Origin of the sequence: Brevibacillus sp. FSL L8-0520 (genome assembly GCF_037963895.1) — a bacterium.
Classification (GTDB): domain Bacteria; phylum Bacillota; class Bacilli; order Brevibacillales; family Brevibacillaceae; genus Brevibacillus; species Brevibacillus borstelensis.
Genome location: NZ_CP150171.1, coordinates 4,934,483 through 4,960,281 on the forward strand (window position 1 = coordinate 4,934,483; position 25,799 = coordinate 4,960,281).

A 25,799-nucleotide genomic window follows, 5' to 3' on the forward strand; every position below is an offset into this window, starting at 1 on the left:
GCATTTTTGAACAATCTGCCTGGAAAGCTGTCCCCGCTCAAACTCCGAAGCTGCAAGAACCCGACAAGAATCTCTTGCTTGTGCTAGAGGTCTTAATGATTTTGAGAGACAACGGTCCATATTTTCAGTTTACAAATAAATTTAAATTTTGTATATTTTATCCATGGAATCGAATACCAATTTATGGAGGTACTCTATTTATGAAAAAATACTTGAACCTCTTCCTTGGACTTGCTCTCGTATTTACGTTTTCCAGCTCCGTTTCTGCAGCAGGAAAGCAGCAATCAGCGCAGGTACATAAGCTTTCAGCAGCTCCTGCGGCAACGTATCCTTTTGAAAGCGAACCGAATAATACAAGACGCGAAGCAAACCCGATACTTGAAGATGGCATCAGAGGCACCATCAGTTCGGCCACAGATGAAGATTGGTTCTCGTTTGTCGCTCCGATCAACAACGAGGAACGGCTGCTGCTGTTGATTCCATACGGAAGCTACGACTATGATTTGTACGTTTATGAATTGGTAGGAAAAAATCTCGATCAAATCGCTTCGTCTACCCGCGCCGGAAATTCGGACGAGTCTCTCCGTTTCGATGCGGAAGAAGGAAAGACGTATTACATTCTCGTAAAATCGTACTCGGGCTATACGGATACCGATCCATATACGCTCTACTTCGACTTGAAATAAACGAGAGAGTTTTGCGAGACTTCGCGCTTGATCCGTTAGCAAAACCCGTCCTGATCCATTGCCAGGACGGGTTTTTTGTCGTCGTGATCGGCTCCCTGTGCAACATCGAATCCGAACAGGAAAATCAGCCGGATGCCGCATTTTGGTGCAGGAAACACTTGAATTCGGATCTGTCTTGGTTTCCACTTTATCTTGGATTCCGCTCTATGTTTAAACAAACGGTGAAGGCTGTTTCTTTCCAACAACGCAAGGGCTATGCCTTTTTGGCCCGTATAAAGACAAGCTCGTACGTAACCGGTACGCCTCTTTCATCCCCGTACAAGCGTTGGTACTCTGCCATCATCGCGGTCAATAATCGCCGCTGCCCCAATCCAGCGCCGCTGCTCTTTCCTCCCGCATTTGCCCCGATCGCTTTGACAGCCTGCAAAAAGCTGCGGACGTCGGGGTAGTAGAGCGTTCGCCTGGTCCGCTCAGACTCCACGGACGCAAACCCTGCCCCCAGACAAATATCCCGCCATTGTTCCGGGGTCAGATAGGAAAGACCATGCCGCTCTGGAGGCCGATCAAGCAGGCGGTAGGCAGAGTCAAAGGAGCGATGCAGCTCCTGAAAGGTTCCCGGCCCAAACGTAGAGAAGAACAGCTGCCCCCCGGGTCTTAAAAGCTTGTATAATCCCGCTGCCGTTCGGGCTGGCTGCTGGAGCCATTGGAAACAGGCGCTGGAGGCGGCCAAATCGTATGTCTCGGATCGCTCCTCCCATACCCATCGTTCCACATCAGCCAGCTCAAACCGTATGCGCGTATCTTCCCTGAAACGCTCGCGTGCCTGCTTTACCATCCCCGGCGCGATATCAAGCGCCACATACTCGCATAGGGGAAACTGCGCTCGCAAAAGCCAGGTCAGCCCGCCGGTGCCGCTCCCGATCTCGAGCAGGCTCTGCACCTGCCGGGTCCCGGAGAAAATTGACTTGGCCAGAATGGAAGCCATCTCCTGCTGGACGACGGCGTACTGATCATAAGTGGCTGCCTTTGCGCTGAAACGTTTGCTGACAAGTTCATTTGCCATACCTGCCCACCATCCTTTTGGCTTCTTCTATGATGATTTCCGGATACAGGAGCGGGATGGCGTGGCCGCCGCCCGGAACAGACACCAGCCGGGCAGAGGAAAGAGCGGATGCGGAAAGAGCGGATGCGGAAAGGGCGGATGCAGATAGGCCGGATGCGAGCTCCACTCCTGCCCGGTAGGGACAGATCCCATCCTCTGTTCCGTGAATCACCGTGACGGGACAGGCAATCTCCGGCAGCAGCGGACTGCAATCCTCCTTTTGCAGGTAGGATAGACCGGCAAGCAGTGTCGGCTGCGGCCATTTGTCAGCCAGTCTGACCCCGACATCCGCAATCCTCTCCCTTTCTGCCTGCGTGAACATCGAGTAGTGAAAGTCGCCGATTACCTGTTCCCGGTTTCGGGTCAGCTTTCGACTCATGAGCCGCAGATGGGTGTCCTGCCATCCGCTGCTCCCATCGCCACGGCTGCCGACAAACCTCGCTGCGGTGCCAATCGCAATCAAACCGTCCACCGCGGATTCTTGGGCAAGGCGAAGCCCAAGCATGCCGCCCATCGACCATCCGATCACGATGAGCGGCATGGAGCGCAACGGTGAAAGCTGCTCGCGGACAGCCGTGTAAAACTGCTCGGGGTGAACAATCCGCGAGTAATCCGGTCTTCTATGCTCACAATCATCCAAGGCGTCAACAATCGGCTCCCAAACCTCATCGGGCATGGCCCAGCCATTTATCCACAGCATGACGGCTTTCATCTGTACGCCTCCTGTTCCGCATAAGCCACCTCACGTATCTGTTCCAGCACTCCAGCAAGTTCGGTTTTGGCATGGGTGGCCATGAGCGAAAACCGAATCCGCGCTTCGCCCTCGGGGACAGTGGGAGGACGGATCGCAACCGCCGATATGCCCCTTTCCGCCAGAGCACGGCTGATGCGAAGCGCACGGTCGTTGCTGCCGATCAACCAGGGGACTATCGGCGAATCTCCCTCCATCACGGATAATCCCGCCTGGCGCAGCTGATCCCGAAACCACCTGCCAAGTCTCCGCAGCCTCTCTCTTCGCCAGCCTTCCTCCTGCACGATCTGCAGGGACGCCTGAACGGAAGCGACGACCATCGGCGGCAAGCCCGTCGAGTAAATCAGCGGCCTGGCCGTATTGACCAGATAGCGGATCAGCACCTCATCCGCACAAACGTACGCGCCGTAAACGCCAAACGCTTTGCTGAACGTCCCCATGATCACGTCTACCCGCCCGTGCAAGCCGTATTCATGGCAAAGACCTTCTCCGCGCTCTCCACGAACACCGCCGGAATGGGCTTCATCAACCAGCAGCAAGGCGTGATAGCGGTCCCGGAGCTCCACCAGCTCGCGCAGAGGAGCGCTGTCACCATCCATCGAAAAGACAGCGTCGGCGACGATCAGCATGCGCCTTTTGCTTCCGCTGTGCTTCTTTAGCAGGGATTCCAGATGATCCATGTCGTTGTGCCGGTACCTGTAATGGTCTGCTCTGCTGAGAATGATGCCATCCACGATGCTGGCATGGTTGAGCCGGTCGCTGAACACAGCATCGCCTCGTCCCACCAATGCTGAAATCACACCGAGATTGGCCATGTAGCCGTTGGCAAACACCAACGCGGCTTCCCGCCCCTTCCACCTCGCCAGCTCTTCCTCCAGCTCGCTGTAGCAGACGTGATTGCCGCTGACGAGACGGGAAGCAGTCGCTCCCGCTCCAAGCCGCATGGCAGCGTCGGCAGCTGCCTGAACAAGCCTCAGATCCCCTGACAGTCCCAAATAGTTGTTGGACGAAAGGTTGAACAGCTTCTCTCCCCTGATCGACAGCCACTTGTCTGCGTCGTTTTCAGCCAGGTCGAAAACAAAATCCTCCCTCTGATCAAACTCGTCACGCAGGCAAGGCATGCCGGAAGGTGCAAGCGGCGAACAATCGATCTTATCGTGTTTTTGCAGCTCTCTGTACAAGAAGCTTTCCTTTCGTTTCGTCAACTCCGCTTCCATCCACGAATATCCGCTGTCTGCCGTCAACTGGGTCACACTCCTACAGCGCACACTGCTCAATCTCAAAGCCAAGGTCCTCAATCATTTGATGATCAAGCGTTACCTCTTGCCCGGGCGTCGTCAAGTAATCCCCTACAAAAATGGAGTTGGCGGCATAAAGGGCCAGCGGCTGAAGCGTACGCAGATTTTTCTCCCTGCCTCCCGCGACGCGGATCTCCTTTGAAGGGCAAATGAAGCGGAACAGGGCCAGCACCTTCAAGGCCTTCATTGCCGGTGTCCGTCCGCGATGTTCCAACGGAGTGCCTGGGATGGCGTTGAGAAAATTAACGGGGATCGAATCTGCATCGATGCTCCTCAGGGCGACAGCCATTTCCACAATTTCTTCGTCCGTCTCTCCCATCCCGATGATCACTCCGGAACAAGGCGACAGCCCTCCCTGCTTGGCCGCCTCTACGGTTTCTACCCTCTGGTCGTAGGTGTGAGTGGACGTGATCTGACCGTAATTGGACCGGCTGGTGTTTACATTGTGGTTGTAGCGGTGGACGCCTGCCTCTTTCAGGCGGGCCGCTTGCTCCGGCTTGAGGATGCCCAGGCAGGCACATATTTTCAGCGGCATCGTCTCGCGGATCTCCCGTACTGCTTCGATCACCTGTTCCAGCTCGCGTTCCGTCGGTCCGCGGCCGGATGCCACGATGCAGTATGTGCCCGCTTGCCTGTTCTGCGCCTCACGAGCACCGGCTATCAGTGTTTCCTTGTCTAAAAAGGCGTACTTTTCAATCGGAGCATTGGACACGATGGACTGGGAGCAGTAACCGCAATCCTCCGGGCAAAGACCGCTTTTGGCATTGATGATCATGTTCAGCTTTACTTTTTTTCCATAGAAATGCTTGCGGACCTGAAAAGCCGCCTGCAGGATCGGCAGCGCCTCTTCATCGTCTGCTTGCAGAACGGAAAGCGCCTCCTCTTGTGTCAACAAATCTCCCTGCAGCGCTTTTTTGGCCAGTCGGCTCCAGTGCACCGTGTTCAGACTCACGCTCATGCTCTTTCTCTCCTCTTCTTATCGTGTGGAAATGGAAAACAGCTCTCGAATCTTTTCTGTATCGGCGTAAGCTCGTATCGCTTCTGTGACGGAGGTCTGCGAGATTTCCCCCTCCATCCAGGGGATTTGTCCCAGCACTTGCGCTCCGGCGTACTCTTCGATCAAAGCGGCATTGCTCTCCATGCTTTTATCGCTGTCATTCGGGCGATAACCGTTCAGGATGACGCCTGCTACCCTGAGACCATGCTGACGGGCATAGGCCACAGAAAGAATCGTATGGTTAATCGTCCCCAGACCGGCCCTTGCCACAAGCAGTACCGGCATTCCCAGATAAGCCGCAAAATCGACGATCAGCTCTGTCTTTGTCAGCGGCACGGCGAGTCCGCCCGCCCCCTCCACCAGAAGAGCCTTGTATTTCTGTTTCAGCGGTTCTCCTGCTGCTGCGACCCGGGGCAATGAAAGCGCAACTCCCTCAGCCTCCGCAGCGAGCAGAGGAGCAAGCGGAGCGGAAAAAGAAAAGGGAGCAATCTCTTCTGGTGCATCACTGACACCCGAAATGGCGCGGAGCAGATAGGAGTCCCGCATTTCCTCGGTTTCTCCTCCTGACTGAACCGGCTTGTAAACCCCTATTTCAAGTCCGTCCGCTCGCAGGACGGCTGCCAGACCGGCGGTGATTATCGTTTTTCCGACACCCGTATCCGTTCCGGAAACAAAAAGTCCTGTCCATTTCACCGGCTTATCGGCTGCGACATCGCTCATCCTTCCGTCACCTCCCGGATCGAGGCCGCCAAAATGTCGACCATCGCGGCCAGGTCATCCTCTGTGCTGACCAGCGGCGGTATGAGCACGATCACGTTCCCGAGCGGTCTTGTCAGCAGCCCTCGTTCGCGGGCCGATTTCGTCACCCGCACACCGATGCGCTCATTCCAGTGGTAGCTTTCCTTTGTGTGTTTGTCGCGTACAAGCTCGATCCCGACCATGAATCCTTTTTGCCGGACCTCGCCTACGTGCGGGAATGCCGCCAGCGGCCTTAGCATTTCCCCCAGCTTCTCCGATTTTTGGGCTACCTCATCGACAAGCCTCCGCTGTTCCATCAGTCGCAAATTGGCCAGGGCGACTGCGCAGCCGAGCGGGTTCCCCGTGTAGGAATGCCCGTGGAAAAAGGTTTTCTGTTCTTCGTAATCCGCGTAAAAGGCTTGGTACACCCGCTCTGTGGTCATTGTGGCAGCGACAGGCAAATAACCGCCGGTAATGCCCTTGGCGATCGTCATAATATCCGGTACAACCCCTTCATGCTCGCAGGCGAACATTTTCCCCGTACGGCCAAATCCGGTCGCCACCTCGTCCGCGATGAGCAGCACATCGTACTTCTTCGCCAGTTCCGCAATTTTTTGAAGGCAGCCATCCGGCATCAAAATCATCCCGCTCGCTCCCTGGACGACCGGCTCGACGATCAGCGCTGCGATCTCGTCCGCTTTTTCTTCCAGGAGCTGCTCGAGACAGGCTATTGTCGTATCTGCTGCCGATTTTTCGCCCTCGTGGCGATACGGGTACGGATACGGAATCGTGTACGGGGAAAACAGCAACGGTCGGTATACCTCGTGGTACAGCGGGATTGCCCCTACGCTGACTGCACCGATGGTATCCCCGTGATAAGCGTTTTTCATGGTGATAAAGGAGCGCTTGCCGGTTTTGCCGAGATTTTGCCAGTATTGAAACGCCATCTTGATCGCGATCTCCACTGCCGTAGCGCCGCTGTCGGAGTAAAACACCTTGGTCAAACCTGGAGGCGCGATCCGAACGAGCTGCTCAGCCAGCAGGATCGACGGGATGTTCGCCATCCCCAGCAAAGTGGAATGCGCGACCTGGTTCAGTTGGTCGACAATGGCCTGATTCAACTCCGGCACATTGTGTCCGTGGACGTTGAGCCAGACGGATGAAAACCCGTCGTAGTAGGCCTTTCCCTGGACATCGATCAGTTTGATGCCTTCTCCTCTGGCAATGATCACCGGGTCATCCGCTATGTAATCTTTCATTTGGGTGAACGGATTCCAGAGGTACTCCTTGTTTTTCCGCGCGAGCTCTTCGTAGCTGTACGGTGAAATAGACATGGAACAGCCCTCCTCCAAATTTATTTGTTAACCATTTAGTAAAATTAGTTAACAAATAAAGTATACCTGCCTCCTTTGTTTTCCTCAATAGACTGTTAGGAGCAGAAACACAAAAAACCGGCCTCTTCACTTTAAGAAGAAGCCGGTTTTACAGGTGCTACGATTTGTTCAATATCCGATACAGCGCGACGACAGTAACTGCCCGGGTCGCCGGTTTATTCGGTTCAAATTTGCTGCCCAGCGGGTCTATCAGTCCCTGGCCTACCGTGTTGTTGATCGACTGGGTCGCCCAGGATGGCCACGACTTTTTGTCCGACATCGCTTTGGCAGGAGTCGCCTTTTTCTTCAGTACACGGTCCAGAATAACGGCTGCCTCTGCCCGGGTCACAGGCTGATCCGGACGGAAGGTGTTGTCCGGGTAGCCTTTTACGAGCCCTTTGGCAATCGCTACTTGGACTGCTCCCTGGGCATAGGCCGGAACTTTGTCCTTGAAGCTCAGCTTGGGCGACGCTGGCAGCTCCCAGTTAAAGGTACGGGCCAAAAGCGTGACGTACTGGGCCCTGGTGAGGGCGACCTCGGGACCAAACGTCGTTTCCGTCAGCCCCTTTACGTACCCTTTTTCAGCCATCCAGGTGATTTCCTTCTTGGCTGCGTGTTTGGAAATGTCCGTAAAGGCTGCACTGCCGCCCGCACCATCCAGATAGTACGGAATGTAGGTACCGTAGTCATTTACCTCGTAGACCCACTGTCCCTGCGCATTTCTCGTACCGAGCAGCGGGTCAAACGTCTTGTTGATTTCGTTTACGTACAGGAGACCTACTCCTTTGCCGGCGATCCAGTTCTTCGGCGTCAAGGTCAATGTCAGCGGAGATGTGGTGATTCTGTCATCCTGACCGTCTTTGTACGTCTCCGGCTTGATCGTAAAGGAGTAGTCAGCCGGGACATAGCCTGGAAGCGGCTGCGGCACGATCGAATTTACTTTGATCGAAGCCATGTCCAGGAAAGGCGCTGTACGCTCAAACGAGTAGCCCAGATCGAGCTCTGCTCCCAGCGAGAGCGTTCCCGGCACCTCTGGAACGACGTTGGTTCCTTTCGGCGCTGTCCCTGCGGAGCCTGGCATAATGAGCGAGACTTCGTCAAAGTACAGCGTGCCTTTGTCTTGCTGGTGGCCGTCTTCCGGACGATCCACAACGTAGATGCTCTTCAACTGCAGCGGATAGGCCACGTTTGCCGGGAAGTAGCCTTTTACCTGCTTCCATCCGGTCCAGTCAATCTCTTGGGCCAGATCGACGTAGACAGGCTTGCCGTGGGCGTCAATTACTTCGGCCCGCAGCCAATGCTTGCTGTTGTCGCCGTTTACCCACAGGCCCAGACCGATCGGCTTGCCCGGGATCTGCTGCGGCTGGGCGGCGATCCGGCCGTAGGCAAAGCGCAACTGGCCTTGAGGCGCTCCGGTGAAGTTGTACGCCAGCTTGGCTGACTTGTGCGTCCGGAATACAGGATCGGATACTGCCGTAAACGAACCATGCGAACTCAGCGACTCAGGGATGGATGCGTGGTGCATGCCTGCCTGATTGTCAAAGGTGATCCACGGCTGTTCCAGCTGACCTACGGTAAACGGAACATTGGTCGCTACGCCATCGTATACGACGGTCAAGGTGCCGTTGCCCGTCTCTTCGCCTGCGATCAGCTGCAGCTGGTCGTTTACAGACGCTACCTGGGAATCCACGCTGGTCTGGACGCTGAGCGGCGTCGCCTGCACCAATTGACCTTTTTTCGTCTTGATTTTCACGTCGAGTGTGAGCGTTTGGCCCGGTGCGACAGAAATCGGGTTAGGCGACACGACTATCTGCTGCACTTCGCTTCCGGAGATTACGTGAACCTCTTTTTGCTGCGCGACGCTTCCCGATCTCGCCGTAAAGGCAATCTGCCCGGATTTCATCGGCGTGAACTTGTTGCCGGTAAACGAACCGGCATCTGGTTGGTTTGCCTGCCAGGAGATCATCGAAGGATCAATGGCGTATGGCTGGTAGTGAGTATCGTACGCTTTGGTTGTAAATTCTGCCGTTTGGCCAATCAGCATCTCGGCCGGGCCATTGATGACAAAGCCCTTCAATTCTCCCGGAGGAGCTGTATTGTAGACCGCCAGTCCCGTAGGCACTCGCCGCTCGGAACCTCCTGTCGTCTTGATTGCCAGGTTGGCTTGCGTATCGCCAAGCATCCGTACAGACATCGTGGTGGAGCCTCCACCGTCGAAGTTGACGGCCCGATATGAGCCAAGCTCGGCCATGATTTTGGCCAGCTCGTCCAAATAAACGCCATTGGTGCCGTCAATTGTCACCATCAACAACGTTTTTCCATCCTGTGTGATGCCGACAGCCGTCCGCGCATTCAGAGACACGATCGATTTGTCCGCCTGAAACGACGTAAGCGCCCTGCCCTGGTCAACCAGCAGGACGTTCCCGCCAACCGCCTGCGCCCAATCGTGGCTGTTCGGAGTAGTCTGATACTCGACATGAGCCGTCGATCCGACCGGGAAGTTCTGTTTCAGGAAATTGGCTGCTGTTCCATGCCCCCACAGCACATAGCCGTTGTAAGGGATGTAGAAGCCCGGTTGATTGATGCGTACTTCCTTCGCCACGTTGTCCACAAACAAGACCTCGACAACATCCTTGTAGCCGGGAATCGTACCCAGGCTTGTCTGGCCGAACGAAGGCGTGTACATGTTCAATTGGTTCATATGGCTCTTGCGATTGTCGCTGGGATTGTACTCTTCCTTGTTCACCCCTTGCAGCGGGAACGCATTGCCGTTTGGCGCCGTTACTTTGCCGGTAAACCCAAACTTTTCGATCAGAGCCGTTTTGTCACTGGTAATCCCGAGGCTGTACCAGTAAGACACCAGCCCCATTGACGACACCAGTTCTTTGTCTTTCATGACGATTCCGAATGGTGCGCCACGTTTGGACATGTTGAAAAAGTCTGCATTAATCGCGGCAACCGCTCCTGTTTCCCGGGCCATCTGGGTAACGGTTTGACGATCTGTCAGCTTTCCTTTCGTGCCATAGACCGGCTTTACCTCGACATAGGGGTTGGTCAAATCAACCTTGGTCACCATGACATTGATTTGTTTATCTGCAAAGGACTTCGTATATTTATGTAAGGTAGTACCTTCCCCAATGGTCGTTTGCCACATCAATTGCAGCATACTCGTCTCCGCCCGCGCCTGAGCCACATTGCTTGCCAGCGGCGCAAACGGAGCAAAAGCTCCCCAGGCCACAGCGGCAGCCGTGAGCAGCGACAAAACCTTCCGCGCTCTCATGTTGATAACTCCTCTCCCATTTCCTTCTCTGTGTCTGCTTATGTACACAACTATATAATAGACGCTGTGACAGGGGGGATAGTTTCGGTCTTCCATGCAGATTCCGCATTGGAAAAACGAACCAATGTAAACATTTTACATTGACATCGAAAAAGAGGCGCTGAAACCACGCGCCTCTTTGTTGTCCGTTCTCGTTGGGGTATGGAATTGGAATAGCGTTAGCGGCCGGGCGTAAACGGCTCGGGACGCTCCTGTCTCATGCCAAAGTGGTGAAGAATCGCCTCGACAATGCGGCGTGACGCTTCTCCGTCTCCATACGGGTTGGCTGCCTGCGCCATCTCATGGTAGGCGGCGGCATCGCGCAGCAGGTGATCAGCCATCCGGTACACCTGATCTTCGTCCGTTCCTGCCAGCTTCAGCGTTCCAGCAGCGATTCCTTCCGGCCGCTCCGTCGTGTCGCGCAGCACCAGCACTGGAACACCGAGAGATGGAGCTTCTTCCTGGACTCCCCCCGAATCCGTCAGGATCAGATGGGCACGGCGGGCGAAGTTGTGAAAATCAAAAGCATCCAGCGGCTCGATCAGATGAATGCGATCGTGACCGCCCAGCACCTCCTGCGCCACATCCTGGACAGCTGGGTTCAAGTGAACCGGATAGACGACAGCGATATCCTCATGCTCGTCGATCAGGCGTCTGACCGCACGGAAAATGCGGCGCATCGGCTCGCCCAGATTCTCGCGGCGGTGAGCGGTCATCAGCACCATCTTTTTCCCCTGCACCCGATCCAGTACCGGATGGGTGTAATCGTCCCGGACTGTCGTTTTCAGTGCGTCGATCGCCGTGTTTCCGGTAATGTAGATGGACTCCTCCGGCTTGTTTTCCCGGCGCAGGTTGTCTGCGGAGCCTTCCGTCGGCGAAAAATGGAGATCTGCCATGACGCCAGTCAGTTGGCGGTTCATCTCCTCAGGGAACGGGGAATACTTGTCCCACGTGCGAAGCCCCGCCTCCACATGTCCGATCGCCACCTGGTTGTAGAAGGCTGCCAGGCTGGCTACAAAGGTCGTGGTCGTATCGCCGTGAACGAGGACAATGTCTGGTTTTGTTTCCTTGATCACTTGGTCGAGCGCTTCAAGTGCCCGGGTCGTGATCTGCACAAGCGTCTGCCGGTCCTTCATGATGTTCAGGTCGATATCAGGCTGAATATGGAAAATCTCCAGCACCTGATCCAGCATTTGACGGTGCTGCGCTGTCACGCAAACAATCGGTTCGATGTGCTCTTCATGCTTGCTGAGCTCATGGACGAGCGGCGCCATTTTGATCGCTTCCGGCCGCGTCCCGAAGACAGTCATCACTTTTAGCTTCTTCATCGGATTCCCTCTCCTACTTTGTCCCAAACAGTCGGTCGCCGGCGTCGCCAAGACCCGGGATGATGTAGCCGTGATCGTTCAGGTACTCGTCAATAGCCGCTACGTAGATATCGACGTCAGGATGCTCGTCCTGGACCAGCTTGATGCCTTCCGGAGCTGCGATGAGGCACATCAGCTTCATGCTTTTCGCTCCGCGCTTTTTCAGGGCATCAATGGCCGCGGCAGCAGAGCCGCCGGTCGCCAGCATCGGGTCGATTACGATCAGTTCACGCTCCGCGATATCCGTCGGCAGCTTTACATAGTACTCTACGGGCTGCAGTGTGTCCGGATCGCGGTAAAGGCCCACGTGGCCTACCTTCGCAGCCGGGATCAGCTGCAGAATCCCGTCCACCATTCCCAGGCCTGCGCGGAGAATCGGGATCAGTCCCACTTTTTTACCGGCAATTACACGCGCTTTGCAGGTTGCCACCGGCGTTTCGATGGTTGTCTCCTCCAGAGGCATATCTCGGGTGATCTCGTAAGCCATCAGTGTGGCTACCTCGTCCACCAGCTCGCGGAACTCTTTGGTTCCCGTGTTTTTGTCGCGGATGAATGTTACCTTATGCTGGATCAGCGGATGATCTAACACGTATACGCGGCTCATGTATGTTCCTCCGTTTCCACTTGTCAATATATCCTTTCCATAATAGCGGAGGGAGGGGCGGACGTCAATTTGCGTAATCTTTCGTCATTAGGGGCTTTGGTTCGACACCTTTTTGGGCAAGAGCAATAATGAAAAGATCTTTGTTCGCGCTTTGGTGGAGGAGATGAAAGCGGAGAGGTGGAAGATAGATCGAGCAGATGTGCGATGTGCCTCGGTCGTTGCTTCATGGAGCCCCGTATCTTTAGCATGATTGGATGATCTCCATGGGACCACAGACAAAAACAGGCCCCCGCTTATGCTCGCGGGGCCTGCTTTACTATTTTCGTATTTTCTATTTTGCTAATGTCGCTGCTTTGTTGTGTACCTGCAGATGTACTGATCTTTCCAGCCTTTCCCGCTTATACAGTCAGGCCTTCGTACATCGGGAAGCGTTGGCAGAGGGCGGAGACGCGTTGTCTTGCTTCCTCGTGCTTGGCCGCATCTTCCGGGTTTTTCAGGGTGAGCGCAATGATGGCTGCTACTTCCTTCATCGCTGCTTCGTCAAATCCGCGGCTGGTCACTGCCGGGGTACCCATGCGGACACCGCTGGTGACAAACGGGCTTTCCGGATCGTAAGGAATCGTATTTTTGTTGGTCGTGATATTGACTTCATCGAGCAGATGCTCAGCCACTTTTCCAGTCAGGCCGAGGTTGCGCACATCTACGAGGACGAGGTGGTTGTCCGTTCCGCCAGAGACGAGCGTCAATCCCTCTGCTTGCAGGGCTTCGGCAAAGGCGCGGGCGTTGTTTACGATTTGCTGGGCGTACGCCTTGAATTCAGGCTGGAGCGCTTCGCCAAATGAAACGGCCTTGGCTGCGATGACGTGCATCAACGGCCCGCCTTGCACGCCCGGGAATACGGACTTGTCGATAGCCTTGGCAAATTCCTCCTTGCACAGAATCAGACCGCCGCGAGGACCGCGCAGGGTCTTGTGCGTGGTCGAGGTAACGAAGTGCGCATGCGGCACCGGATTCGGATGCAGTCCAGCCGCCACAAGTCCGGCGATATGGGCCATATCCACCATGAAGTACGCACCGACCTCGTCGGCGATTTCACGGAATTTGGCAAAGTCAATCGTGCGCGGATACGCGCTGGCTCCTGCCACGATCAGCTTCGGCTTGTGCTCAAGCGCTTTGGCGCGCACATCATCGTAATTGATCAGATGGGATTGCTCGTCCACTCCGTATTCGACGAAATTGTAGAGAGACCCGGAGAAGTTGACCGGGCTGCCATGCGTCAAGTGCCCGCCGTGAGACAGGTTCATCCCCAGCACGGTATCGCCCGGCTTCAATATGGTGAAGTAGACAGCCATATTGGCTTGGGCGCCGGAGTGAGGCTGTACATTGGCGTGTTCGGCACCAAACAGTTCCTTGATGCGGTCGCGCGCGATGTTTTCCACGATGTCTACATATTCACAGCCACCGTAGTAACGACGGCCTGGATAGCCTTCAGCGTACTTGTTGGTCAATACCGTTCCCATCGCTTCCATGACGGCACGGCTGACGAAGTTTTCAGATGCGATCAGCTCGATTTTGTCCCGCTGTCTGCCCAGTTCCAGACCGACCGCTTCCGCTACTTGTGGGTCCTGTTTGCGCAAAAACTCTAGCATGGTTTTTTCTCCTCCTGGATCTTTGTTTTAGTTATGAAAAGGGGTTCCCGCAAAGGGGAACAGCCATAACTGGCGAAAATGCCACAGTCACATGCAGCTTTGATTGGACGAGGTGCGCTCATAGACGGCACGGGAACCGCCGATCAGCTTCGGACGGGTGCGCGCTGCCGTTACATGCGCCTCTCCGATCTGGCGAATGGTCGGCCGGACCGGTACCGCTACATGCTTCAGATGCATTCCGATCAGGGTATCTCCGATGTCGATGCCCGCGTGAGCCTTTATGTGCTCGACAACAACGGGAGCTGCCATCTGTTCAAAGGCGCAAGCTGCCATTGAGCCGCCCGCGCTGGGAACAGGCACGACAGAGACCTCCTCAAGCCCGCATTTCTCCATCGTCTCCCGCTCGACGACGAGAGCTCTGTTCAAATGTTCGCAACATTGGAAAGCCAGCGAAAATCCCCGTTCTTGCGCCGCAGCGGAAATTCCCCGGAACAGGGCCTCCGCCACCTCCCGGCTGCCCGCTTTGCCAATGTGTTTGCCGGCCACCTCGCTGGTGCTGCAGCCGATAACAAGCAGCATGCCCGGCCGAAGCTCGGCCAAGCCCGCTACCTCGGAAACGACTTCCCTGGCTTGCTGTTCGATGCGAAGCAGGTCCACCTTACTTCACTCCCGCATGTTTGGCTTCGATCTCGGTGATCTTCTCCACGCGGCGCTCGTGGCGGCCTCCTTGGAAATCGGTCTCCAGCCAAATCTTGACGATGTCAAGGGCAAGGCCGGGGCCGATAACCCGCTCACCCATTGCCAGCACGTTGGTGTTGTTGTGCTCCCTCGTCGCTCTCGCCGAAAATGTGTCATGGACAAGTGCGCAGCGGATGCCGGGAACCTTGTTGGCTGCGATCGACATCCCGATCCCTGTCCCGCACACCAAAATGCCTCGGTCAAATTCTCCTGCCGCTACCTTTTCCGCAACAGGAAGAGCATAGTCCGGGTAGTCGACCGAGTCTTCGCAAGAGCAGCCGAAATCGGCCACTTCCACGTTCATCGTCGCCAGCAGCTTCTTGATTTCCTCTTTTAATTTATATCCACCGTGGTCGGCACCAATCGCCACTTTCATCAGTATCCCTCGCTTACGCTTTTGCTATTTTTATTATAACTCAGATAACGCCCGGTAAAAAGTGAACATTTTTACTAAAAACAAAGATAATGTTCGTCCATTAGCAAGGTTTAGGTAAAAGTCTACCAAAAACTTGCGACAATTGCTATCGGATTGGATCCGGGCATCTTTTGTCTGGTCCAGCAATCTACTGCTGCCGGGACAAGTGAGCCCAAAGCTTGTCCAACAGGACCTGGATTTCACGGGCACATTTGCGGTATTCCTCGACCGTACCGCCGAACGGATCGGCAATATCGCCCCCGTCATTGGCGCCGACGTATTCTTTCAAAGTAAACACTTTTTGCTGCGCCTCAGGAAAGTAGCTGACAATCAGCGACTTGTGACTGTGGGCCATCGTCAGAATCAGGTCAGCCCAAAGGATCAGGTCACCGTTTATCCGCGTAGCCTGATGGTTGTGATCGATTCCGCACTCCGCCAATACTTGAACAGCCTGCTGAGAAGCCGGCTGCCCTTCGTATGCAGCCACGCCCGCAGACCTCACTTCCCAATCGCTGCCTGCCGCAAGTGTCCGAAACAACGCCTCTGCCATCGGACTGCGGCATGTATTTCCCGTGCATACAAACAAAATCCGTTTCATGCTTTCAACTCCTTCCTTGTGCGCTGCCTTTCGCCTCCCGGAATGGACAAAAGGGCAAAGCCGATCCGGGCTGCCCGCTTGAGGAGAAGCTGCCGGGCCATAGTCGCTTCACAGGATAAATTTCAACCCAAAACCAAGCAGGATAAGTCCTCCTAATACTTCGCTGTATTCCCCCAGCCATCCTCCCATACTCCGCCCAATCAGCAGTCCACAATAAGACATCGTTCCTCCCATTATGCCAAACAATGTGACTGCCAGAAACCGGTTGATCTCCATCAGTCCGAACGAAAACCCTACCGTCAATGCGTCCAGGCTGACGCTGAAGGCAAACAGAAGCAGTCCGAAGCCCTTCGTCCGCAGCATGCTTTTTTCGTCACCGTTGGCAAACCCGTTCCAAATCATATGTACGCCGATGCCCATCAGGACAGTTCCCCCGACGAAAACCGCTATATCCCCGATCATATCGGATAAGTAGCCGCCCACTGCGATCCCGACCAATGGCATAGCGATGTGGAACAAGCCGATCGTAACGCTCACTTTCAGTATCTCTCTCAGCCGAATGCCAATCATGCCCACGCCTACTCCGAGTGAAAAGGCATCCATACTCAAAGCAAGAGCAATCATGAGCAGAGTCAGAAACTGACCCCAGTGAAATAAGGCAAGGTCCACGTCGCTCCCCTCCTGTCTTCACTTTTATGCGGACAAGAGGGAGTTTAGACATGCTGATAAAAGCCAAACCTTTCGTTACACAGCCAAAATGCGTCCTCCCGCAGCTTTTTCCAGCCTGTTCATGACAGCCATGCCGATGCCTGAGCGCGGAAATGTCTCGCCGACGATAAATTGCACCTGTTCGTCGTCAAACTGCCGGAGAACACCGTACAAGTGCTGGGCTACCTGTTCAAGCTCCGAGCGCGAACCGACAGAAATGACCACATCTGCTACCTGCTGCTGCCGCCAGTAGGGGAGCGATTCCATTGTTGCCATCACGCCCGTCTTGCGCCCGTGCCGTTTTGCCTCGGCGAGCATGGCTCGCATCTGCTCGTACACCCGGGACTCCTCGCCATCGACGAGCCACATTTCCCCTTCTGGAGCGTAGTGCGTGTACTTCATCCCCGGCGAGCGCGGAGCTTCTGCCGCATCCGGCAAAAAGGCCGGATCGATCGCCACCTCTCCGATGACTTCCTCCAGTTGCTCGCGCGTAATTCCGCCCGGTCTGCAAATAAGCGGAGGCTCTACCGTTACATCAAGCACGGTCGACTCTACACCCACGCCAGTCGCTCCGCCGTCTACTACGCCGACGATCCTGCCTGCAAGGTCTGCCATGACATGCTCAGCTGTCGTAGGACTGGGTCTGCCCGAGCGATTGGCACTGGGAGCCGCCACAGGGACCCCCGCCTGTTTAATCAGCGCCAATGCCACGGGATGATCCGGCATACGCACGCCCACCGTATCAAGACCCGCCGTCACCAGCGAAGCCACTCTCTCTGTTTTTGGCAGGATCAAAGTCAATGGTCCCGGCCAAAACGCCTCAATCAGGGCAGCGCCTTTCTCCGGAAGAGACGATGCAATATCGTTAACCTGCTCTTTATCTGCAATGTGAACAATCAGTGGATTGTCGCTCGGTCTTCCTTTTGCCATGAATATTTTTTCCACAGCCTCGTCAGACAATGCATCGGCCCCCAAACCATATACGGTTTCCGTAGGAAAAGCCACGGTTTCTCCATCACGCAAAAATTGGGCTGCATCCACAATCTGTGTACAAGCTTGGAGATTTTCCACATTTTTATCCACAATCCATACCTTTGTTTTCCGTTTCAAAGCCATCTGTCAAATTCCTTTCCAATACGCATCTTCGTATACGATTTGTGCCTTAAGTATAGTGTTGGAAGCAAAAGTTTTCAACAGCCTGTGAATAACTTGTGAATAACTTGTGGCAGTCGGTGGAAAACAATCCTGTTACTTTTTTTAACCTTCGCCCTTGTTTCCTTGTAGTATCATTTATCTATCAAATAACATCCATTGTTTTTCCGCGAAAGGATTGAGGAAGCATGAAAACCCCGTCCAAGTCCATTGTCACCAGCCTTGTTGGCGCAGCGTTCTTGCTCGCCGCTGTCAACGCCCCCGCTATGGCTGCCGCCACATCGGCAACAACGCCAGCCATAGCGGCGCCATCGGCTGCACCTGCACAAAAAGCTCAGGTACAGGGAGTCGTTTTCACTCCGAAAACGATTCAGGCCAAAACGGCCGAGTATGAGGCCAAGATTTCTATTCCTGTCATCAGCGGACTCAAAGACAAGGCGTTTGAGACCAAGCTCAATGCTGAACTGCAAAAACTTGCCCAGGACTCGCTCAAAGAAACGCAAGACATGGCCAAGGAAGATGCCGCCACCGCCAAAAAATACGGATACGAGCTTCGGCCCCATGCTCTGGACATCTCCTATGAAGTGCACATGAACGGCAAGCTCGTATCGTTCGCCGTTCAAACGTACCGCTACACAGGGGGCGCCCACGGGATAACAGATGTTGTCTATTACAACCTCGCCAATGTGGAAAAAGCGAAGAACCTCCAGCTTTCCGATCTTTTCCGCCCTGGATATGACTATCGCTATGTCCTGAGCCATTTGATTGCCCAACAAATCAAAGCAGACCCGGATTTGAGCGGGATCGCGGACGGATTCCCCGGCGTTTCCGAAAACCAGTCGTTTGCTTTCGAGAATGGCAAGCTTGTCATTCATTTCGGCCAATACGAAATCGGTCCCTATGCCATTGGAATGCCTGCTTTCACCATTCCTACCGGGAACGTCTTTAACCTGTATAATCCGGAGGTTGCCCAATTGTTGAAGTAAGGCTTGTTTGTATCGTGCAAACGGGATGAGTTATAAGCAAGGAAGAGCCCAGCCATTAAAAAAAGCCTGCTCCATAAGGAACAGGCAGGAGAGGGGCTTGGTTAGAAGAGGGAAGCCAGCTTGTCCCAGAGGTAAAAACGGACTTCCACTTTTGGCTGTACAGGGGCAGTCTCCTCGCTTTGGCCTGCGTCTTCCCGAGACTGCTCTTGTACAGAGACACTTCCTGAAAAGGCTTGTACAGATATGTCACCAGCATCCTGATGATCGTTGGTTTCGGCTGTGGCTCCCATCCAGCTTTCTTCCATGCGAGACAGGCGCCACTGCTGATGGGACGCGCGCTCTTCTTCCAGATCGTTCAGAGGAGCGTTTTCCCCGGTATTTTTCGATATAGGTTCCAAGTCGGCAGTCGGTGCTTTGGCATCGGCTGCTGTTTTCGTTGGGAGTGATTCACTTTCATTTTCAACTTGAGCGGACGCGATCGCGTCGCCGTTGGACATGTCGATAAAGCAGAGCGGCGGAAACAGTACGCACCACCAATTTTGTCCCTGTGCGTCGCCGATGCGGACGCGGAGCGCTTCGTAATCACCTGCGGGATAGACGTAGGAGCCGTACAGCTTCGTTGGAAACGGCACCCGTCCAAAATCAACTTCTGCTTTATACGAGAAGCCCCGTTCGCGCATGGTCTTATCGACAAGTGCCTGCAGCTCCGGCAATTTGCTGGCGACGACCGCCTTCGCTTCATCGTAGGAACGGATGTCTTTTACCCAGACGTTCATTTGATCGACAATGGCATCGCGGACTTCCCGCTTCAGCCACTGGTCTTGTATGGAATCGCTGTTGGCGATAATTCGCAGTCGGATAGACTCCTGAGGGATCGGTCCATTGTCGAGCACGTTGGCGGATGTAAGCTGTCCCTCCCAGCTCATCATCAGTGTCAAAAAGCTAAACGCTACGAAAAAGAACCGTTTCATAGATACCCTTCTCCCTCTCATAACTGATTTCTCTTCTGTCTCTCTTTAGAAATCAGTATGGACAGGGAGGGGCGGAAATATACCTATCGATTTGAAAGATTCAGACGGGAGCGTCTGGAGCTTCCCATTTTCGCATAGTGTTCACGTTACCGACCAACCATATAATACCATATTTTGCAATTATAACAAAACAAAAAAACGGCTGCTTGAGCCGCTTTCTTTGATTTATCTTCGATTTCTTCTACCCCTCTGTTTCCTCTCTATTCCTTCCGACCCGTTCTGATCCCGATTACGACGCGGTCGATTCCAGCCAAATCAGCGACGATCTCTACCTGGTCAATCACCCCTGAAGCCTTCATCAGACTGGCGACATCACGGGCTTGATGTATTCCAACCTCAAACCCGACCAGAGCTGTCTGCTTCAAAAGGCTTGGCAGGGCATCGCAGAGACGGCGATAACAGTCCAGACCGTCGTCTCCCCCGTCAAGCGCGAGCCGAGGCTCATATGCCTTTACTTCATCATCCAGCTCATCTACATCGCGGCTTGGTATATAAGGCGGATTGGACACGAGAATGTCTACGCGCTCATGGGCCTCCAAAAGCGGCTGTACCAGGTCCCCTTGCAAAAAGCGGACCCTGGCTCCGAGCTGCTCCGCATTTTCACGGGCAATGGCCGTAGCATCGGGAGAAAGATCCACTGTGCTGACCTGCCAGTGAGGCCGTTCACAAGCAATGGTGACACAGATGGCTCCGCTGCCTGTGCCGATATCGACGACCTGCAGCGATTGATCGGCCGGCCATAGCTTCTCCGCCCGGCAAAGCAGCTGCTCCACGAGTATCTCCGTCTCGGGACGCGGAATCAAAACACCGGGACGGACGTGAAAGGGACGTCCGTAAAACTCCTGGGTTCCAAACATGTACTGAAGCGGCTCGCGGCGGCTCCGCCGTTCGCACAGGGCCGCAAGCTGGTCGCGCGCTGCCACAGGAATCGGTTCGCCCATCGAAATCAAAAATCTCGTCCGGTCCCAGCCCAGACAGTGCCGTACCAGCAGTTCCGCTTCAAACATAGGATCGGCTACTCCCTGTTTGCGCAAAAAGGAAGAAGCCCGCGAAAGGGCTTCTCGTATCGTCACGACATCGGACCAATCAAGCTGTGTGTGCATGGCTTTTCAACTGCTCCGTCTGTTCGTGCAGCATCAGGTTTTCAATCACTTCGTCGATCTCGCCCTCCAGGATCGCCTCGAGACGATGCAGAGTAAGGCCGATTCGGTGATCGGTCACGCGGCTTTGCGGAAAGTTGTACGTGCGAATCCGCTCACTCCGGTCACCCGTTCCCACAAGGCTTTTGCGTGTAGCATCCTGCTCCGCCATCTGCTGCTGCATGTGGTAATCGTACAGGCGGGCGCGCAGTACGCGCAGGGCTTTATCCTTGTTGGAATGCTGCGATTTTTCGTCCTGACAGGACACCACGATGCCTGTCGGGATATGCGTAACACGAACAGCGGACTTGGTCGTATTGACGCTCTGTCCACCCGCACCGCTGGAACAGAAAGTATCGATGCGTATATCTTTTTCGTTGATTTCCACTTCGACGTCTTCGGCTTCCGGCAGTACCAGCACCGTAGACGTAGACGTGTGAATCCGGCCGCCCGACTCGGTTGCCGGAATACGCTGCACGCGATGTGCACCGCTTTCAAATTTCAGCTTGCTATAGGCCCCACGGCCGCTGACAGAAAAGACAATTTCCTTGTAACCGCCGATGTCAGTCGGATTGGCTTCCAGAACTTCCACCTTGAAACCGTGCCGCTCTGCATAACGCGTGTACATGCGGAACAGATCGGACGCGAACAGCGCCGCTTCATCACCACCGGCAGCTCCGCGAATCTCCACGATAACGTTTTTATCGTCATTCGGATCTTTTGGCAGCAGCAGGATTTTCAACCGATCTTCCAGTTGTTCCTTGCGTTTGGCGAGTTCCGCGATTTCCATTTTCACCATTTCGCGCATCTCGTCATCCAGCTTTTCTTCCTGCATCGCCTTTGCGTCCTCATACTGAGATACTACCGATTTGTATTCACGATAAACGGTCACAGTCTCCTCCAGAGAAGACTGCTCCTTGGACAGTTCCCGCAGCCGTTTGGTGTCACTGATGACATCGGGGTCGCATAGTAGATTGGTTACCTCTTCATAACGCTCTTCAACCGCAGACAAGCGCTCGAACACTGTCATTCACCCCATTACGAAAAAATTAAGTACTTGCTTTCACTAAAAATCCTATGAAGAAAGCTTCCTGTTTTGCACTGCAGTGCCATCGCCAGGAAGCGAAGCCTGCCAGTAAAAAAATATTGAAAGTAACAGAATAATTATAGGGGGAAACCCCGAAAAAGTCAAAGAAATACATGATCTGGCGGTGTTTTCCTGCTCATGAAAAACAGCCCGGACAAGCCGAGCCGTCAGATGGTTATCGGTGATACGCGTCGTTTGACGTGACGTGGAAATCATAGCGGGGTATTTTTTGCCGCAAGGCCGCGATGACTTCTTGTTCGATGGTGCGAGCCTGATTGGCCGTTACATTCGGGATCAAGTCCAACGTAACGTATGCGTTCCCGCCCACAAGGGTAACCCTTGCATCCTCCACACCGGATACCGATCTAGCCATCCTCTCCATGTTGTCCATGTCAACCTGGGTATTGCGAACGTTGGCGTGGCCGATGATCAGATTCGGGTTCTGGTTTCGTCCCATCAAGGGATCGCGATCCTCCATCGGCGGAGCCCCTCTGTCAATGATATCTCCGCTTCGGTCACTCTTGATCGTAGCGTGCTGTTGCGGATCGTAGCTGTTGGCGCCATAGCTTTTTTCCTGCGGCATCGTCCGGCCGCAGCCGACCGCAGCCACAAGCAACAAAGCTGCAGCACCGAATGCAGCTGCCGCGCTTTTTCCATAGGGCAGGCGTCGCATAAAAAAGCCACCTCCTGTTTGTCATAGTGTGCGCAGCAGATGAAATCTCCATGCACAGACAACAGGAAGCGGCCATACGCCAGCCTATTCCACCGGCGGGTGGTAGTAATGACGACGGCAGACGCTGCTGTAGGTGTCGTTTCCGCCGATCTCGATCGTTTCGCCGGTATATACCGGTTTGCCGTTTTTGTATTTCAGAATGTGCGTCGCTTTTTTATTGCAGTAGACACAAACCGTTTTGATTTCCTCGATCTTGTCCGCTTCGCTCAATAATCCGGCGCTGCCTGGGAATAATTCGTTTTTAAAGTTCTTCAATAAGCCGTACACGATCACCGGTATATCCAGCTCATCGACGATCCGTACCAGCTGTTGAACGTGTTCCGCATGCAAGAACTGTCCTTCGTCCACAAGAACGCAATCAGGATAAGGCTCCTCGGCAGACACAACCGCATATATATCGGTGTCATCCCCGATCGAAATGGCTTCGCGGCTAATCCCCACCCGGGAGGCTACCTTCCCGACGCCGTAGCGGTCATCGATGGCGGGTGTGAAAACCAGAACTTTTTTTCCTGACTGTTCGTAATTATGGGCCACGGTCAATAACTGAATGGATTTGGAAGCGTTCATTGCTCCATAGCGAAAATATAGTTGCGCCACGTCTATTGTCTCCCTTTGCTTTTGTTAAACGTATTTATCTCGGGCACGGTCTGGGTCTCCCACAGCCTATACATCTATTGTATGGGTTCATTCCGGCAGACGGGAAGAGCATTTTTGGTGATCGGGGTAAAAAAACAAAACCAGGCAGATTGCTCTACCTGGTCGCTCCAATCTCCGATTAGGAAAGATTGTATTTGCGTTTGAAACGGTCCACACGGCCGCCAGCATCGACGAATTTTTGTTTACCAGTGAAGAACGGGTGGCAGTTGGAGCAGATCTCCACGCGCAGCGCTTGCTTCACGGAACCGGATTCGAATTCGTTACCGCATGCACATGTTACTTTCACTACATTGTAGTTAGGATGAATTCCTGGTTTCATCTCACATACACCTCTTTTCCGCCCTGAATCGTTTGCCGAAACAGAGTTATATAGAAAATACACATAGAAAATAGTAGCATGGCCAGCATCGAAAAGCAACTGAATTTACTTCTTATCCAGCCTTTTCCTCCGCTGCAAATCCTCCGGCGGAACATGTGTAAATGAACCGATGACGACGTCCGGCAATTCCTCCTGGTAAATTTCGATTGCCTGCTTCATGCCGAACACCTCTCCCTTGGCTGGCGGGATCATTGCCAGATAGCTCTCGGGATCGATATTCAGGTTGCGAAGCTGGATCAGCTTGATGCCTGTCCGGCGGATAAACTCGATCATCGCTTCCATTTCCTCTTCGCGGTCGAACACGCCTGGGAAGCACAAGTAGTTGATGGACGTGTACACACCTTTGGAAGCGGCGTACTCCGCCGAGCGGGCCACATTTTCCAGCGTGTAGTTGCGCGGACGATAATACGCGTTGTAATGCTCGTCAATCGCGCTGATGATGCTCACCCGCATCAGGTCAAGACCGGCATCGACGATCCCCTTGATGTGATCGGTCAGGCCCGCATTCGTGTTGATGTTGATAAAGCCCATATCTGTCTGTTCCCGCACCCGGCGCATCGCCGGAACGATGATGGACGCCATCGTGGAAGGCTCCCCTTCACAGCCTTGTCCAAAGCTGATAATGCTCTCCGGTGTCTGCAAATGATGCAGCATCACCTCGACCAGCTCGTCCTCTGTCGGCTTGAAGTTCATCCGCGTCTGCGGAGACGGAAAACCGCTGTCCTCAGGCTGCTCGGAGATACAGCCATAGCAGCCGGCATTGCACGTATACGAGACAGGCAGGCTTCCTTCCCAACGATGGAAGAAGTTGTTGGAAGCTGTCAGGCATTCGTATTCCAATGCACAGTGTGACAGGTGGTGGAGAATCCGGTTTTGCGGGAACATCTCCAACGTCTTCTCTACGCGCTGACGAAGCTCGTCCATCGGGAAATGCAGCGGGTTCCACTGGTGCGGATCATCGCTCTGACGGCCTGCTACCCAGAAACGATCGTCTTTCCATACAACTGCTGTATATCCAAACAGCGGAAACTTGCTATTTTTGTCGGTCTTCACGTAACCAGGCAGCAGCAGCCGTGTAAAGCCTTGAGGGATCAAGGCTCCTACCGACGTATAGCCGTCGAGCTTTACCATCTCGCCTGTGTCCGGGTCCATCCCGACCGGAACGGTATCGGGCAGGCTGACGAGTGTAGCTCCCTCTGGCAGCGGAATCAATTCTTCTTCCAATACTTCCGTCAATATATCTCCATTGCGAGCCACCGCGAGCAGCTCGGGGTGGTCGTATACATTGCCTTTTTCATCTGCGTACACTAAAAACATGGTACAATCGCCTCGCTTTTTTCGCTCAGCCCATTGTAACGCAACGATCAGACAATGTAAATGTGAACGGTTACCTGCTGAGGTAACGAAGCGGATTCATGGGGACGTTATCCTCTCTGACCTCAAAATGGAGATGGTAACCCGTCGAATCGCCGGTACGTCCCATGTAGCCGAGCATTTCTCCCCGCTCCACGTGCTGTCCCGGCTGCACGATGATTTTGCGCATATGGGCATAATACGTCTGCAAGCCTTCCCCGTGATCCAGAATGACGATGAAGCCGTAACCGCCCCGATTTCCACCCGCTTCCACCACAACGCCTTCTTTCGCAGCGTAGATCGGGGTCTGCCCTTCGCTCTGGTTCCACATGTCCAATCCTTTGTGCATCCTTCCCCACCGCGTACCAAAGCCGCTTGTCACAGTCGCTTCCTTCACCGGCCAATCCATAGCCCGCGAACGGTTGGCTTGGCGGCTGGCCGTCGTAACCGCATTACGCTTTCGCTGCCACTCTTTGGCAGTCAGCGAATTCATGTCAGAGATGGGGATATGAATGGTTTGACCTATGTAGAGGTTGTCCTCCATCAGCCGGAGCAGCGGGTTTCGCTCCAGCAGCATTTCTTTGCTTACACTGTAGCGTCTGGCGATGCTGTCCACCGTTTCCCCTCTCCTGACGGAGTGGGTAATCTCTTCTTTATTCAAAACCAGCTTCATGCCGATTCCCATCAGATTCGGCTTTACCATCCTGTTTAACTCCAACAGTTGTTTTAACGTCAATCCGTAGCGTTCGGCTATTTCCGACATCGTGTCCCCGTATTTTACGGTGTAGGTCATCACTTCACTTCTATTCGTCGAAGTCGGTTTGTCCAGGGAAGCAAAAGGGTTAAATGCTTCAAACAGGACCTGTTCGACTACGGCCTGTTTCACTTCGTCGCGACTCCCCCACCCTGCCGGCAGCTGCTCGTAATCCACTGACATTC

25 protein-coding genes are annotated in these 25,799 nt (G+C 54.2%); 2 read left to right on the forward strand and 23 right to left on the reverse strand.

Features of this window, described 5'->3' with window-relative positions; genetic code table 11:
• Positions 1 to 200 precede the first annotated feature (200 nt).
• Positions 201 to 686: a PPC domain-containing protein gene (locus tag NSQ24_RS24145; RefSeq protein WP_003388420.1), complete on the forward strand. Its 486-nt coding sequence runs from the start codon at positions 201 to 203 to the stop codon at positions 684 to 686.
• A gap of 253 nt (positions 687 to 939) precedes the next feature.
• On the opposite strand, the gene bioC is transcribed toward NSQ24_RS24145, so the two are convergent.
• The 15 genes from bioC to NSQ24_RS24220 form a co-directional block, all read right to left on the reverse strand.
• On the reverse strand, positions 940 to 1,749 hold the full coding sequence (bioC, locus tag NSQ24_RS24150) for a malonyl-ACP O-methyltransferase BioC (RefSeq protein WP_327926454.1): 810 nt from the start codon (positions 1,747 to 1,749) through the stop codon (positions 940 to 942).
• A complete protein-coding gene (locus NSQ24_RS24155) occupies positions 1,739 to 2,500 on the reverse strand; it encodes an alpha/beta hydrolase (RefSeq protein ID WP_327986106.1) in 762 nt (253 codons plus the stop codon). Before NSQ24_RS24155 ends, bioC begins: the two co-directional genes overlap by 11 nt.
• The gene (gene bioF, locus NSQ24_RS24160; protein ID WP_003388424.1) at positions 2,497 to 3,783 is read right to left on the reverse strand and encodes an 8-amino-7-oxononanoate synthase; all 1,287 of its coding nucleotides are present in this window, start codon (positions 3,781 to 3,783) and stop codon (positions 2,497 to 2,499) included. The genes NSQ24_RS24155 and bioF overlap by 4 nt, the downstream gene beginning before the upstream one ends.
• A gap of 13 nt (positions 3,784 to 3,796) precedes the next feature.
• A complete protein-coding gene (gene bioB, locus NSQ24_RS24165; protein WP_339166780.1) occupies positions 3,797 to 4,795 on the reverse strand; it encodes a biotin synthase BioB in 999 nt (332 codons plus the stop codon).
• Between the two features lie 18 nt (positions 4,796 to 4,813).
• A complete protein-coding gene (gene bioD / locus NSQ24_RS24170; RefSeq protein WP_052259650.1) occupies positions 4,814 to 5,554 on the reverse strand; it encodes a dethiobiotin synthase in 741 nt (246 codons plus the stop codon).
• Complete coding sequence (gene bioA / locus NSQ24_RS24175; RefSeq protein ID WP_031932677.1) at positions 5,551 to 6,906, reverse strand: adenosylmethionine--8-amino-7-oxononanoate transaminase; 1,356 nt, start codon at positions 6,904 to 6,906, stop codon at positions 5,551 to 5,553. Before bioA ends, bioD begins: the two co-directional genes overlap by 4 nt.
• Positions 6,907 to 7,063: 157 nt before the next feature.
• Positions 7,064 to 10,225, reverse strand: a complete 3,162-nt coding sequence (locus NSQ24_RS24180; RefSeq protein WP_024983757.1) for a phosphodiester glycosidase family protein — start codon at positions 10,223 to 10,225, stop codon at positions 7,064 to 7,066.
• 218 nt (positions 10,226 to 10,443) lie between these two features.
• The gene (gene wecB / locus NSQ24_RS24185) at positions 10,444 to 11,592 is read right to left on the reverse strand and encodes a UDP-N-acetylglucosamine 2-epimerase (non-hydrolyzing) (RefSeq protein ID WP_003388429.1); all 1,149 of its coding nucleotides are present in this window, start codon (positions 11,590 to 11,592) and stop codon (positions 10,444 to 10,446) included.
• A gap of 13 nt (positions 11,593 to 11,605) precedes the next feature.
• Positions 11,606 to 12,235, reverse strand: coding sequence for a uracil phosphoribosyltransferase (upp, locus tag NSQ24_RS24190; protein ID WP_003388430.1), 630 nt, complete (start codon positions 12,233 to 12,235; stop codon positions 11,606 to 11,608).
• Between the two features lie 398 nt (positions 12,236 to 12,633).
• The gene (gene glyA / locus NSQ24_RS24195) at positions 12,634 to 13,884 is read right to left on the reverse strand and encodes a serine hydroxymethyltransferase (protein ID WP_003388432.1); all 1,251 of its coding nucleotides are present in this window, start codon (positions 13,882 to 13,884) and stop codon (positions 12,634 to 12,636) included.
• Positions 13,885 to 13,971: 87 nt separating this feature from the next.
• Complete coding sequence (locus NSQ24_RS24200; RefSeq protein ID WP_003388433.1) at positions 13,972 to 14,541, reverse strand: TIGR01440 family protein; 570 nt, start codon at positions 14,539 to 14,541, stop codon at positions 13,972 to 13,974.
• A 1-nt stretch (position 14,542) separates the two neighbouring features.
• The gene (rpiB, locus tag NSQ24_RS24205; RefSeq protein ID WP_003388434.1) at positions 14,543 to 14,998 is read right to left on the reverse strand and encodes a ribose 5-phosphate isomerase B; all 456 of its coding nucleotides are present in this window, start codon (positions 14,996 to 14,998) and stop codon (positions 14,543 to 14,545) included.
• 187 nt (positions 14,999 to 15,185) lie between these two features.
• Positions 15,186 to 15,635: a low molecular weight protein arginine phosphatase gene (locus NSQ24_RS24210; RefSeq protein ID WP_003388435.1), complete on the reverse strand. Its 450-nt coding sequence runs from the start codon at positions 15,633 to 15,635 to the stop codon at positions 15,186 to 15,188.
• Positions 15,636 to 15,743: 108 nt separating this feature from the next.
• Positions 15,744 to 16,304 (reverse strand): manganese efflux pump MntP family protein, encoded by a 561-nt coding sequence (locus NSQ24_RS24215; RefSeq protein WP_003388436.1) that lies wholly within the window; start codon positions 16,302 to 16,304, stop codon positions 15,744 to 15,746.
• Positions 16,305 to 16,379: 75 nt separating this feature from the next.
• Positions 16,380 to 17,459: an L-threonylcarbamoyladenylate synthase gene (locus NSQ24_RS24220; protein WP_171506715.1), complete on the reverse strand. Its 1,080-nt coding sequence runs from the start codon at positions 17,457 to 17,459 to the stop codon at positions 16,380 to 16,382.
• 224 nt (positions 17,460 to 17,683) lie between these two features.
• On the opposite strand from NSQ24_RS24220, the gene NSQ24_RS24225 reads away from it, so the two are divergent.
• Positions 17,684 to 18,481 (forward strand): DUF3298 and DUF4163 domain-containing protein, encoded by a 798-nt coding sequence (locus tag NSQ24_RS24225; RefSeq protein ID WP_031932678.1) that lies wholly within the window; start codon positions 17,684 to 17,686, stop codon positions 18,479 to 18,481.
• Between the two features lie 101 nt (positions 18,482 to 18,582).
• Here the strand turns inward: NSQ24_RS24225 and spoIIR are convergent, their stop codons facing one another.
• From spoIIR to NSQ24_RS24265, 8 genes are all read right to left on the reverse strand, one after another.
• Positions 18,583 to 19,452, reverse strand: coding sequence for a stage II sporulation protein R (gene spoIIR, locus NSQ24_RS24230; RefSeq protein WP_327926443.1), 870 nt, complete (start codon positions 19,450 to 19,452; stop codon positions 18,583 to 18,585).
• 260 nt (positions 19,453 to 19,712) lie between these two features.
• Positions 19,713 to 20,615 (reverse strand): peptide chain release factor N(5)-glutamine methyltransferase, encoded by a 903-nt coding sequence (gene prmC / locus NSQ24_RS24235; protein ID WP_031932680.1) that lies wholly within the window; start codon positions 20,613 to 20,615, stop codon positions 19,713 to 19,715.
• Entirely contained in the window at positions 20,599 to 21,675 is a 1,077-nt protein-coding gene (prfA, locus tag NSQ24_RS24240; RefSeq protein ID WP_003388441.1) for a peptide chain release factor 1, read from the reverse strand. The genes prmC and prfA overlap by 17 nt, the downstream gene beginning before the upstream one ends.
• Positions 21,676 to 21,913: 238 nt before the next feature.
• Positions 21,914 to 22,411 (reverse strand): YhcN/YlaJ family sporulation lipoprotein, encoded by a 498-nt coding sequence (locus tag NSQ24_RS24245; protein WP_003388443.1) that lies wholly within the window; start codon positions 22,409 to 22,411, stop codon positions 21,914 to 21,916.
• An 84-nt stretch (positions 22,412 to 22,495) separates the two neighbouring features.
• A complete protein-coding gene (locus NSQ24_RS24250) occupies positions 22,496 to 23,068 on the reverse strand; it encodes a thymidine kinase (RefSeq protein ID WP_024983749.1) in 573 nt (190 codons plus the stop codon).
• 178 nt (positions 23,069 to 23,246) lie between these two features.
• A complete protein-coding gene (rpmE, locus tag NSQ24_RS24255) occupies positions 23,247 to 23,447 on the reverse strand; it encodes a 50S ribosomal protein L31 (RefSeq protein ID WP_003388445.1) in 201 nt (66 codons plus the stop codon).
• Between the two features lie 105 nt (positions 23,448 to 23,552).
• Complete coding sequence (locus tag NSQ24_RS24260; RefSeq protein WP_003388446.1) at positions 23,553 to 24,824, reverse strand: radical SAM protein; 1,272 nt, start codon at positions 24,822 to 24,824, stop codon at positions 23,553 to 23,555.
• A gap of 70 nt (positions 24,825 to 24,894) precedes the next feature.
• Positions 24,895 to 25,791: a M23 family metallopeptidase gene (locus tag NSQ24_RS24265; RefSeq protein WP_003388447.1), complete on the reverse strand. Its 897-nt coding sequence runs from the start codon at positions 25,789 to 25,791 to the stop codon at positions 24,895 to 24,897.
• Positions 25,792 to 25,799: the final 8 nt, after the last annotated feature.